This window comes from Clostridium fessum (assembly GCF_027698965.1).
GTDB lineage: Bacteria > Bacillota > Clostridia > Lachnospirales > Lachnospiraceae > Otoolea > Otoolea fessa.
Window position 1 is genome coordinate 109,479 of the sequence record NZ_JAQEQF010000003.1, and the last position, 13,432, is coordinate 122,910.

Consider the following 13,432-nt stretch of genomic DNA (forward strand, 5'->3'; position numbering starts at 1 on the left):
GGGGACCTGCGTTGATGATAGATAAGACAGGAGGCAAAAAGAATGAAAAAAGCGAAGAAAAAGGGGAAAAGTTACAGTCAAGGATGGTTTGAACGTCAGTCAAGGCGTTTCATGTCAGTGCTTTTGTGCAGCAGTATGTTGAGCACAAGCGTGGCAAATACAGCCGCATTTGCAGCTGCCACATCCGAAGGAGGGGATGAAAGACAGGAATTTTCATTGGAAAAAGAAGTCCTCAGGCAGGCAATCCGGGATGCTGCTAAAAAAGGAAAGACAGTAAAAGAGGATGTATTTACGTTTTCCGGCGATGAGGCAGAAACCTACGAGGGACTGTTTGAAGAAGGAAATCTATATGAACTGCATCCAGATTTCGAGAAGAAAAACGACCGGCTTACTTTGAAAATGTATGCCCGCTTAGAGGATGAAGAGGACATGGATCAGTATACGATCAGCGGAAATGAAGAAATTATTTTCCTGATGACCAATTCTTCTTCAAAAGAGCGCACCGGACGGATTCTGGTGGATGGAAGAGCCAGCGCATGGATGACGGTTGCGCCATTTGGTGAAGTAAAAAAGCAGGTTGGGCTGGAGACAGAGGAAGCGGTTCCGACCGAGATAGAAAATGAGGTAAAAGAACCGGAAAGTGCAGTTCCGGCAGGAAGTGAAGATATCACAGAAGAGGATACGGCTCTGGAGGACGATGTAAAAGAGCAGGAAAATGCTTCAGATACAGGTAACAATCAAATAAAAGAAGAAACCTCGGATCCAGAAAAACAGGACAAAGCAGAGCAGAAGGAGCAGGAACCGAATACAGGAGATTCAGAAGATACCTCGGATATAAAAGAAGAACCGGAAGCAGCGGATGACAAGAAAGATTTATCGGAGCTGGATTCTGAGAACGAGAATGAAAAAGCAGGCATGGATGCGTCCGAAACAGATACATCGGATTCAGAAAATGACAGCGCCCAGGACGAAGATTCAGTTCAGGTATCACGTTCGGCTCATTTTTCGATGTTTTTGACTTCAGCTGCAATGGCATCTCCGTCTGATGCAAAAGAAGAAGAGAACGAGAACGATGAAAACGAAAAAAATAAGGCGATTGTAGGCGACGAAGCAGAAGAAGACAATTTTGAACGCATTCTGGGGGATTCATATGAAACGGTAGGCATTAAGAATGCATCCGCAGCCGCATTTGTAACTTCCGCGATGGAGCTTGGTCTGACAGACGTAGCTGTTTTGTCGGCAGTGGAAGTGGAAGAAATTCCACACTGGCAGATTTCGAAGTCTAAAAAAGCTACCAATCTGGACGAAAACTTTGAATCCCAGGTAACACTTTCCCTTCCGTCAGCGGAGGAAAAACTGGAAAATGACATTGTATTTGTGCTGGATAAATCTACCAGCGTGCAGCTGGAAAATGAGGCGTTAGAGATGCTTAAGGAGCTGCAGGCGCAGGCAAAGGAAAATGGCGCAAAAGTAAAGGTTGGAGTCGTTATTTTCAATAAAGAAGCGCACAAGTCTGACTTTATGGATTTGGAAACCCAGTATGATGCGATTGCGGCAGCGATCCGTGAGAATATTAGCAGCGGAACGAATCTTTCGGCTGGAATCCTTGCAGGCAAGAAAATGCTGGATGAGGATACGCAGGTGGCAGCAGGAAGAAAGAGCCTTGTGCTTTTAAGCGATGGCATTACCTATATTTTTGGGAAAAAACCGACGGCGGTTGCCTGGGGATTTGAGAATGATGGTTCAGAACATTCCTGGGCGGGACCGGATAACTGGATTCTTAAATATGGGAATAATAAAGCATTATCGGAGGATGAGTGGAACGAGCGCCTGGGTACAATCAAAGCACAGATGGATAATCAGGGCGATGAATTTGACCATTCATATGAGCAAGGAGAGTTAACGCCATGTACCCCACCTGATGAAGGAAAAAAATATGCCAATAGCGTTGATAAAGCACTCTATCTTTCCTATGAGGCATATCTGGAAGCGGCGAAGGAACAGTATCACTGCTATGCGATGCCGATTGGTTCATCTGCTGGTGAAAGCTATCCATGGGGACCGAGCTTTGTGAAATATCTGGCAGACGGAAAAACGGTAAGTTTTGAAGATATCAAAAATGATATCCTTTATGCCGTCGATCGGGACTCGACTGTGGAAGATTATATGGGTTGGGTCAAGGATGATTACAATTTTGACTTAAAGAGCATCGACCGTCTGACTGTTGGCGGCAGGGAGCTTTCTAAATTGGAAGATGGAAATACCGTTTATTTTGGAAATGAAGACGTGAATGCAGCTCAGTATCGTTTTAAGGTGGAATATGATCCGTCGGATAAGGAAGGCGGAGAACATTTCATCTGGACGATGAATGAGGCGGTAAAAAATAATGAACCGGTGCAGCTGACCTATACGGTAAAACTGGTAAATCCGAAGAACAATCCAGGAGAATCGTATGGACGGTACGATGAAGACGGAAGCGAAGAGTATGATGGACTTTATACTAACCAGAAAGCAGTGCTGCATCCGGTTGGAAGCGATCAGGAAAAAGGAAAAACGGAAGTATTTTCGAAACCGACTGTATCATATACGATTCCGGGAGGAGAACTTCCGACGATTCCAGAGGGAGGAACTTCTAAATCGAAGACAGCGGAACAGCTGGATGAAAATTTTAAGTCTCAAGTGGCTTTGTCCTTGCCGTCAGCGGAGGAGCAGCTGGTAAGTGATGTGGTGCTTGTCTTAGATAAATCAACCAGCATGGGACTGAAAGAGCAGGCATTGGAAATGCTTCAGAACCTCAAGAAAGGAGTGCAGGAAAAGGGAGCAAAGGTCAAAGTGGGAGTAGTGCTCTTTAACAAGGAAGCGCATACGGATGGATTTATGGATCTGGAGACCCAATATGAGGCGATTGAAGCAGCCATTTGTCAGGAAATTAAGAGTGGAACCAATCTTCACGCAGGTATTTTAGCGGGTAAATCAATGTTAGACCAGGATACAGGAGTGGAAGATGAACGCAAGACACTGGTAGTTGTCAGTGATGGTATTACCTATATGTTTAATGAGAATCCGACGGCGGTTGCCTGGGGATTTATGGCAGATTCTCCGAAACATTTTGCAGGACCGGATAACTGGAAATCCAAGTATGGAAATAATCAGGCACCGACGGACTGGAATGCATGGCTGACCGGCATAGGAGCCAGACTTTCAGAGCAGAAGGATACACACGACTATCCATATGGAATGGAACCGGATGCATCGCTTATTACACCGGTGGAGGAAGCAGGAAATTATGTGAATTCGATCGATAAGGCATTATATCTTTCGTACGAGGCGTACGCACAGGCAGCTTCGGAAGGATATCACTGCTATGCGATGCCGATTACGCCGCCCGGAACGGCAAGTAACTATGAGTGGGGAATGAGTTTCATGCGGTACCTCGCGAATGGAAAGCAGGTTTCATTTGATAGTATAGAAAATGATATTTTGTATGCCGTTGATAAAGGTTCTGTTGTGAAAGATTATATGGGCTATGTGAAAGAGGATTATAACTTTGATTTCGATCACTTAGACCAGCTGACAGTAGGGGGAAAAGCGCTTTCTATGTATCAGGAGGGCAACACCTGGTATTTTGGAGACGGAGAACCGGGACCGCAGAATTATCGTTTTAAAGTTGTATATGACGCGGGAAATAAGGCAGAGACAGAGATGTTTACCTGGTATATAAATGAACCAGTTTCAAACTTTGCACCGGTGCAGCTGACCTATACCGTAAAACTGATAAACCCAAAGACGGCGGATGGAACCTATGGAAAATATGACCGGGACGGCAGCCAGCACTATGAAGGGCTCTATACCAATCAGGAGGCGGTCCTGTATCCGGTAGACAGCCGTGGAAATGAGTATCGGCCAGAAGAATTCCCGAAGCCGACCGTATCATATGTGGTAGAACATGGAAGCCAGGAACCGGGATCTGATCCTACCCCGACCCCGAATCCAGGCAATAACGGAGGCGGAAGCCACGGCGGTCACGGAGGCGGAAGTAGTTCTGGCAGTAAAAAGTCTTCGACTACAACCGCGTCGGGACCGGCAGCCCAGCCGACGGAACCGGTTACGCCGGTTGTACCAGAACCTCAGCCGATTGTACCGGCAGAAGGACTTCCGAAGACCGGGGATACGGATCGGATGGATGTGCCGATGGCTCTGCTGGCAATTGGAATGATGGCAGCAGCTTATGTATTAATGACGGGCAGAAAAAAGACGGAAGAGTAAGACAAGATATAGAAAAATAAAAATTGCCCGGTTATAAGAGCAGGTTTTTAGGGCGGCGCCAGAAAAAATGGCGCTGTCCTAAAACTATGCTGTTATCTGTTTCGTTTTGTATGCAAATTAATACATCATTTATAAAAATATATAATTTGCTTAATAAATAAAGGCGCAGAACGTTTCACGGGCAAAGATGGAGGGATCGATGCAAAAGTGGACACGGAAAGCAGCGGCTGTGATAGCTGTCATCTGTTTGGCGTTTGGTACAGCGGGGGTGGCAATGCATAAATGGGATGAAATGCGTCAGGAGAAGGCGCATGAAGAGCTGACCGCTCAGGTTGTGGGAATGTCGGAAGCAGGGACGACAGGAGAAACAATGCCGGAGAAAAAAGTGCCAGAAGTGGAAAATGAGATAGGTGAGACGAATGCAATAAAGGAGACAGAATATGTGTCAGCAATTGATTTCGCAGTGCTGGATTCCCAGAATCCGGACGTCGTTGCCTGGATTCAGATTCCGGGAACTCAGATCAATTATCCGGTGGTTCAGGGGAAGGACAATGATTATTATCTGCACCGTGATCTGAACGGGCAGAAGAGCACGGCGGGCACGATTTTTCTGGACTATGCCGATCGGGCAGATTTTTCGTCCCTGCATAACGTGCTGTACGGCCATCACATGAAGAATGGAAGTATGTTTAAGGACATTTCCAGATACAAGGATCAGGGCTATTTCGATCAGCATTCAGAAATCATTCTTTATACGCCGGAGCGGGAGATTCATTTAAAAGCCCTGGCGGCTGTCTGCACATCGCCGGATGCGATCCGCCGGAAAACGGAGTTTGCATCGGGAGAAGAATTTGCGTCATATATTCAGCAGATGACAGCGGGCGCGAGCGCGTCCGCGCCGGTCGAGGGGACGATCGTGCGTTTGTATTCATTTGTGACATGCAGCTATGAATTTAACAATGCCCGGACAATTCTATATGCGTATGAGGCGGCAGAATAGAATGGGAAATAGATCTATAATAGGAGGTAAGAATATGAAGAAGTTAGAGACAAAGGGGAGGAGCCGGAAACAGAGGCATCATTTGTTTCATAAAGAAATGAAGCAGATGAAGCGTCTTTTGTCTGTCTGTTTGTGCACCAGTATGATCAGTACCAGTATTGGAAGTACGACGGCGCTGGCAGCAACGGCTCCGCTGTTGGAAAAGAATGAGGCGGAGGAAGAAAATCAGAATTTTGTCCTAGATCGGGAAGAGCTGAGTGAGGCACTATTAAAAGCGGTGAAAGGAAAACCGGTCAAGGAAGATGCCCTAACCTTTGAGGGAGAAGAATCAGAAGCGTATGAGACACTGTTTCAGGAAGATGGTTCCCTCTTTGAATTGCATCCGGATGTGAAAGCACCGGACGGAAAGGTAAATTTAAAGGTCTATGCGAGACTGGATGAAAAAGAGGATCTGGATCATTATACGATCACGGGCGAGGAAGAAATTTTATTTCTGCTGTTAAATCGTTCTTCTGAGAAAGAATATGGGCAGATAGAGGTAGATGGAAAACGAAGCGGAAAAGTTTCGATTCTCTCATCTAAAGAGTTAAAGAAGCAGATCCAGGATGAAGAAATGGAAGCAAGCGAAGAAACGGGAGTTTCCATTTCGAATGGTGCGGAAGAAAAATCAAATAAAACGGCTGGAGAGTCTGAGAAGAAAGAAAATGTAAAAGAGACAGATTCGCAGGAACCAGAAAAAGAGAATCCGGTGGAAACTCCGGAAAAGGTGGACAAGTCAGAGAACCCGGCAAGTGAACCGGAAAAAGGTTCAGAGGCGGAAAATCCGGCGAATAAAGCAGAAAACGGGGCAGAAGCAGAGAACCCGGCAAACGAGCCGGAAAAGAGTCAGGAAGCAGGCTCGGGTGCGGGTGATGCGGGAAAAACAGGTACCCCAGAAGAAAAGGACAGTCAGCCGGATGCAGATTCGGGCTCAGAAAATGAAAAGAATGATTCTGCAGGCAGCGAAGCAGGGGACGTGGCGCAGGTATCGCGATCGGATCATTTTAAGATGTTTCTGACAGCGGCACCGGCGACGGCGAGCGAGATACAGACGGAAGATGAGACATCGGAGAAAGAAACGAATACAGCCGACCAGCCGGATGCGGAGACGGAAGTCGAGATAGAAGACGGAGCAGAGCGGCTAGAGGGCGAGACATATGAGAGCGTTCTTCTTAAAAATACGGCAGCTACTGCATTCGTGACGACCGCTGCAGAGCTGGGACTTTCCGGCAGTGTGGATGATGCGGTCTACACGGTCAATACAGATTCTGCTGTACTTACCCTGACGGTACCGGCGGGTGCGTTTGAAGAAAAAGTAAAGCTGAAAGCAGAAGAGATCAAGGACGGAAGCGAAGAACATCAGACATTGAGCGATCAGATCCATGAAGAAGGATACCGCGCGGATTCCTTTACAGCCTTTGATGTGAAATTTGTAAACGAGGCAGGAGAGGAAGTCGAGCCATCCGAAGAAGTCAAGGTCAGCATTCAGTTTAAAAAGAATGCAGTTGAAAGTGAGACAGGAGAAAATCTGGAAGAGACAAAAATCCTGCATATCCATGAGGATGTCATCACAGAACTTTCTGAGGTTGAAATCCAGGATAGCACAGAGGACAGTGAAAAAACAGCAAAACTGACCTTTGGCGTCAACGAATTTTCTATTCTGCTGGCTTTAAACGAGGCAGCTGCCGGTGTGGCAGAGGTAAATGGGACAGCGTATGATACGCTGGAAGCTGCGTTCGCGGCAGCAGATGATGGGGATACGGTGAAGGTGCTGAAAAACTGTGGACTGTCAAATGCTGTTTCAGTTGATAAAGCTCTTACACTTGATTTGAATGGAAAAGTAGTAAAAGTAAAAATAGTTCCGGAAGCAAAAGCAAAACAGACAATCAGTGCATTTGCGGTTGCGGAATCGGGAACCTTTACGGTTTTGAATGGTCTGCTTGGCGGAAGCGGCAAGGGTGCAGATAACCGTGCGATCGAGGCAAAGGGCGGAACAGTCATTCTGAGGAATACGATTCTGGCAGGTTTTCAGGCGTTATCTGGAAACGGCGGCGCTGTTTTGATGAATGGAGGTACGCTGGAAGCAGAGAAATGTAATTTCGGTTATTTTACAAGAGAAGATAATAATTACAAAGAATATAGTGGACAGGGAAATTTCGCCCAGAGCGGAGGTGCTGTCTATACTTCTCAGGCAGCGGTTAAAATGGAGAAGTGTAATTTGTTTTATAACAGCGCGATTGATATGACAGGAACGACTGGACAGTATTGGTTTGGCGGCGGTGCGCTTTTTGCAGATCGCGGAACGGTGACACTGAATGAAAATTATTTCTTCTCTAATACATCTAAGGATTATGGTGGAGCAATCCATCTGGATGCGGTGCAGACGGCAGAATTGACAGGCAACCGGATTCGAAATTCACATGCTTATAACCATCGGATTACAGAGATGGCAGCCAGAGGCGGCGATGGCGGTGCGATTTACAGCCGTATATCGAAAACAGTTACATTGAAGAACAATGTCATTACAGAAAATAGCAGCATGGGAAATGGCGCCGGGCTGTGGGTACTTGGAGCGGCTGATTGTGTTCTGACATTGGAAGGAAATACCATTGCTAAGAATGAAGCGGGTCAGCGTGGCGGCGGTATGAAGCTGAATATGGATAAGAACAGCCAGGTGAATTTAATCAGTGGTTTGATCAGTGAAAATAGATCGTCTGGCTTTGGCGGCGGAATTGATTACACGAATCACGAGAATCCAACGCTTCATCTTACGAATGTTCTGATAACAGGAAATCGGGCATCGCGTGGTGCAGGAATCTGGGCGTGCCCGACCTCTGAGACAGAGGTTTATTCAACTTTGGGCGGCGCTTTTTATGGAAATAAGGCAACTGGGAAGACAGGCGGCATTTCCTATTCTTATGAAGCATCAGGAGATGAGATCCGCTATGAAGGAACCGATACACCGGATAAGTTCTCGATTCAGAGCAACCCGCCGAGCGCAACTACCCACATTTCTGTTTCCGGTCGTTCTCTGGGCGGCGGTGTGATCAGATGGTATTCTGATGAGGCGGAAAATCGCTATCAGGCTGGAAATCCAGAAGCGGATCCGGCTATTTATACCAATACAAATAAGTCATTTGGTTTACATGGAGAGTTGAGTGAGGAGCACCAGAAATTGGCGTCTTCGGAGGCGCAGCTTGTTATCAGTGACAATGTTTCCAAGCGTGGCGGCGGTATTGCAACGAACAGTCCAGTCGTGATTGGTATGGAATATGCAGATGTGGCGGTAGAAGTAACCAAAAAATGGACCGAAGAAACTCATCCAGACCACGTGTACGTGGATCTCTACCGCGTAGGCGATACGAGCGGTGAAAAAGTGAAGCTCGACAGTCACGCAGAAATAAATGCGGAGAATAACTGGTCGGCGTCGTTTGAGGATCTTCCGTCAAAATGCGTTTCGAATGGAGAGGTGGAAGATTGTCACTATATTGTGGAAGAAGAAACGCTGGAAGGATGGAAGGGAAGTTCCAGTACAGAATATGACAAGGAAAACAAAACCTATCACATTACACTGACCAATGCACCAATCCGGTACGGCAGCCTGACGGTTTCCAAAGAGGTCACCGGAAGCGGAGACAAGGAAAAAGCGTTCACGTTTAAAGTAACCTTGCAGGGCTTCACTGCATTGAACGGAAATTATGGCGATATGGAATTTGTCGATAATGTAGCAACATTTACATTAAAGCACGGCGAGAGCAAGTCAGCAGCCGGTCTTCCGGAGGGAACTGCTTACACGGTGGAAGAGAGCGGAAATGAAGGCTATACCGTGACGAAAACAGGAGATGTAGGAACAATCGCTGGTGGAGAAACAGCAGTTGTAAAATTTGTCAATGCCATGAGCGGAGGCGATAATCCAACTCCAACACCAGATCCGACCCCGGATCATAATGGCGGTGGAGGTCATGGTGGTCACGGCGGTGGAAGTGGTTCTGGCAGTAAAAAGTCTTCGACCACAACCGCGTCTGGTCCGGCAGCAGAACCGACCGAACCGGTTACACCGGTTGAACCAGAACCTCAGCCGGTCGTACCGGAAGAGGGACTTCCGAAGACTGGAGAGGATCAGATGAATGTGCCGATGGCTACACTTACAGTTGGAATGATGGCAGCAGCCTATGTATTAATGACAGGTAGAAAAAAGACAGAGGAATAGAACGAGACATAGAAAAATAAAGACTGCACGGTCATAAAAGCAGGTTGATAGGGCGGCACCAGTAAAATGGTGCCGCCCTAAAACTATGCTGAAATGTGGCTATCCTTAGATAAAATACTCCGCCTCACTTCTGCGCGTATAGTTCTGTTCCAGCATCGCGACGTGGGACAGAAAGGCCTCATTGTCGAAGTATTTGGCGCCAGCCGGGCAGATCTTGATGCACGCCTGACATTTAATGCAGATACCGGTGCAGGTGTCCGGTGCATCTGCCGGGATAGAGCCCATCGGACAGACCGTTGCACAGATGCCGCAGCCAGTACATTTTTCCGGATCGGTGACTGGTTTGGCTTTCAGGAAGATAGCCGGTTTTCCGTCGGTGCCGAGCGGGGTGTAATATGGTCCGACCGGATCATCGCCGCGCACGGCAATCGGAGTCGGGATTTCGGTCAGGGAAGCGATCTTTTCGGCTGCCTTGATGCCGAATGCATGGATCTGTGCGAGATCATCTGCATCTGGACGTCCGGTTGCCAGCTTGTCGCTGAATACGTGCTCGGTCGGGATACCGGCACCTGCGATGGTGTGGAAGCCGTGCGCCTCTAATTCATTGCGAAGCTCGATGAGCCCATTGTCGAAGTTGCGGTTTCCGAAGACAGCCACCGGAATGGCGAGCGCGCCATTTCCCTCAAAATGGGTCTGTACAAATGGGAGCATCTTGTTCGGGATGCGTCCCGCGTAGACCGGGGTGCCGATGACGATCAGATCGTCTGCCCCGTATGTATGAACTTTTTCGCGGCTTTCCGGCAGCGTGAAATCATAGGAATCCATCGGGACGCCGAGTGTGTCAGCGATCGCCTGCGCCAGCGTGGTAACAACCTTTTTCGCGTTGCCGGTCGGGCTGAAATAGACTGCGTGTACGTGATTGATTTTCATGAAAATACCTTCTCTTCGTATGCTTAAATTTAATTCGGTAAAATACCTTATTATAGTAGGTATTTTAATGGATTTATGATGGGCTGTCAATGAAACTGGAGTTTTTTGGTTACTGGGTACGTATGCGTGAATAGTAATATGTTTTTTACAGAATCGCCCAAAATATCATTACATATGTCTTGTCACATGAAATAATATGTGCTATACTGATGCGGATGCACAAATAAAGTTTTGGATTGAAAGAGAACTCTGTTTGCGATAGGAGCATAGAGTGGCAGATAGTATTCTGCGATTTGAAGGCTGAACTATCTGCAGGATAAAAAGATAAGTGCAAACTTATGGTATAGAAAGGAAGGCAACAAAATGGTCCGGGAGGAAAATTATGATGTGGTCATCGTCGGGTGTGGCGTAGGCGGTCTGTACACCGCTTTAAATCTGCCGTCGGAAGACCGGATCTTAATGATTTGCAAGGAAGATATAGAGAGCTGTGATTCCATGCTGGCGCAGGGAGGTATCTGCGTGCTGCGGGATGAGACGGATTATGATGCGTATTTTGAGGACACGATGCGCGCGGGACACTACGAGAACCGCAAGGAGAGTGTGGATATCATGATCCGCTCCAGCCGGGATGTGATAAATAATCTGCTGAAATTAGGCGTAGGGTTTGACAAAAATCCAGATGGCAGTTTAAAATATACAAAGGAGGGCGCGCATTCGCAGCCGCGTATCTGTTTCCATGAGGACATCACGGGAAAAGAGATCACGACGACCCTGCAGACGCGTGTAAAAGAACTTCCGAATGTAGAAATCCGGGAATATACTGTTATGACGGATATTTTGGTAGAAAAGGGCATCTGCATCGGTATTCTGGCAAAGAATGCAGACGGCGATATTTTAAAGATTCATGCGAAAGACACGGTTCTGGCGACCGGCGGTATCGGCGGGCTTTACAAGCATTCGACGAACTTCCCGAGCCTGACAGGTGATGGGCTGGATGTAGCAAAGAAACACGGCGTGCGTCTGGAACATCTCGATTATGTCCAGATTCATCCGACCAGCCTGTACAGCAAGAAGCCGGGACGTAGCTTCCTGATTTCAGAATCGACCCGCGGCGAGGGGGCAGTTCTGTTAAATGGAAAGGGCGAGCGCTTTGTCGATGAGCTTCTGCCGCGTGATGTGGTGACGCAGGCGATCGAGAAGGAGATGGAAAAAGAGGGCAGCGATCATGTATGGCTGTCGTTTAAGGCAGTTCCGGAGGAGACGATCCGGAACCATTTTCCGCACATTTATGAGGAGTGCTTAAAAGAGGGCTACGATATCACGAAGGAACCGGCTCCGGTCGTACCGGCGCAGCATTATTTTATGGGCGGTATCTATGTCGATCATTTCTCCGAGACGACGATGGACCACCTGTATGCGGTTGGTGAGACGAGCTGCAACGGCGTACACGGAAAGAACCGGCTTGCCAGCAACAGTCTGCTGGAAAGCCTTGTATTTGCAGAGAGAGCGGCAGGCAAGATCGCCGGACGGGAGGACGAAGAGTATGAATCCAATTACGATGCAGCTTGTTGCGGATGAGTATATCCGCATGGCGTTAAAGGAAGATATCAACAGTGAGGACGTTTCGACGAACGCGGTCATGCCGGAATACCGCAAGGGCGAGGTACAGCTCTTAGCCAAGGCAGACGGTATTATTGCCGGTTTACAGGTGTTTGAGCGCGTGTTTAAACTTCTGGACGAGGCGACCGAGACAAAATTTGAGGTAAAAGACGGGGATACCGTCACAAAAGGGCAGTTTTTAGGCGTGATTACCGGCGACATCCGGGTGCTTCTTTCCGGCGAGCGGACGGCGCTCAACTATTTACAGCGGATGAGCGGCATTGCGACCTATACGAATCAGGTGGCGAAGCTCTTAGAGGGAACGAAGACGACGCTTTTAGATACGCGCAAGACGACCCCGTGTATGCGTATATTTGAAAAATATGCGGTCAAGGTTGGCGGCGGCAGCAACCACCGTTACAACTTATCGGACGGCGTGATGCTCAAGGATAACCATATCGACGCAGCCGGCGGAGTTAAGGCGGCGGTTGAGGCGGCGAAGGAATATGCCCCATTTGTCCGCAAGATCGAGGTGGAGACGGAAAATCTCGATATGGTGCGCGAGGCAGTGGAAGCGGGCGCTGATATTATCATGCTGGACAATATGACCCCGGACGAGATGGCGGAGGCGATCCGCATCATCGACGGACGCGCCGAGACGGAGTGTTCCGGAAATATGACGAAGGAAAATATCGCAACGATCACGAAATTAGGCGTAGATTATGTGTCCAGCGGCGCGCTGACGCACTCGGCACCAATTCTGGATCTGAGCCTCAAACATCTGCGGGCATTATAAAAATTTAAAAACTAAGAAAGGACAGGGAAAACAGGATGGAAACAACGATGACAGGAGTACAGCGGAGAAAGAAAATACTGGAAATGCTGGGACAGTCATCCACACCGCTTTCCGGCGGGGCGCTGGGGCGGGCAGTCGGCGTGAGCCGTCAGGTGGTGGTGCAGGATATCGCGCTTCTGCGTACCGAGGGACACCCTGTCCTTGCGACTGCCCGCGGTTATGTGCTGGAGGTGCCGCACCAGACGGAACGCCTCTTTAAAATGTGCCATACGACCGAGCAGACGCGCGAAGAGCTGAATACGATTGTTGATCTGGGCGGCGAGGTGCTGGATGTCATGGTCAACCACCGCATCTATGGAAAGGTATCGGCGCCGTTAAATATCCGCAGCCGCCGCGATGTTGAGGCATTTGTGGAAAATATCCGGACTGGGCGTTCCACGCCGCTTTTAAACGTGACATCGGGCTATCATTTCCATCACGTGGCTGCCGATCAGGAGGAGATTCTCGACGAGATCGAGGCAGCGCTGCGGGAAAAGGGATTTCTGGCGGACTTCCTGTCATACGAGCAGGAAGAGGTGGAAAAATAGGGGGA

General features: G+C 48.3%; 7 protein-coding genes. 6 read left to right on the plus strand and 1 reads right to left on the minus strand.

Translation table 11 applies throughout. The annotated features are described in order from the left end of the window. The first annotated feature begins 42 nt into the window (after positions 1-42). From PG862_RS05040 to PG862_RS05050, 3 genes are all read left to right on the plus strand, one after another. A complete protein-coding gene (locus PG862_RS05040) occupies positions 43-4,266 on the plus strand; it encodes a VWA domain-containing protein (RefSeq protein WP_270706727.1) in 4,224 nt (1,407 codons plus the stop codon). Positions 4,267-4,465: 199 nt separating this feature from the next. After that, positions 4,466-5,266, plus strand: coding sequence for a class B sortase (gene srtB / locus PG862_RS05045; RefSeq protein ID WP_182435333.1), 801 nt, complete (start codon positions 4,466-4,468; stop codon positions 5,264-5,266). A gap of 34 nt (positions 5,267-5,300) precedes the next feature. Continuing rightward, the gene (locus tag PG862_RS05050) at positions 5,301-9,515 is read left to right on the plus strand and encodes a DUF7601 domain-containing protein (RefSeq protein WP_270706730.1); all 4,215 of its coding nucleotides are present in this window, start codon (positions 5,301-5,303) and stop codon (positions 9,513-9,515) included. A gap of 105 nt (positions 9,516-9,620) precedes the next feature. On the opposite strand, the gene PG862_RS05055 is transcribed toward PG862_RS05050, so the two are convergent. Continuing rightward, positions 9,621-10,445: an EFR1 family ferrodoxin gene (locus tag PG862_RS05055; protein WP_270706732.1), complete on the minus strand. Its 825-nt coding sequence runs from the start codon at positions 10,443-10,445 to the stop codon at positions 9,621-9,623. Between the two features lie 363 nt (positions 10,446-10,808). Here PG862_RS05055 and PG862_RS05060 point away from each other — a divergent pair, with 363 nt between their 5' ends. From PG862_RS05060 to PG862_RS05070, 3 genes are read left to right on the plus strand one after another with little or no spacing between them, the layout of a single operon-like run. After that, entirely contained in the window at positions 10,809-12,023 is a 1,215-nt protein-coding gene (locus PG862_RS05060) for an L-aspartate oxidase (RefSeq protein ID WP_118626924.1), read from the plus strand. Next, complete coding sequence (nadC, locus tag PG862_RS05065; protein WP_022359784.1) at positions 11,989-12,840, plus strand: carboxylating nicotinate-nucleotide diphosphorylase; 852 nt, start codon at positions 11,989-11,991, stop codon at positions 12,838-12,840. Before PG862_RS05060 ends, nadC begins: the two co-directional genes overlap by 35 nt. A 47-nt stretch (positions 12,841-12,887) precedes the next feature. After that, positions 12,888-13,427 (plus strand): transcription repressor NadR, encoded by a 540-nt coding sequence (locus PG862_RS05070; protein WP_333489813.1) that lies wholly within the window; start codon positions 12,888-12,890, stop codon positions 13,425-13,427. Positions 13,428-13,432 lie beyond the last annotated feature (5 nt).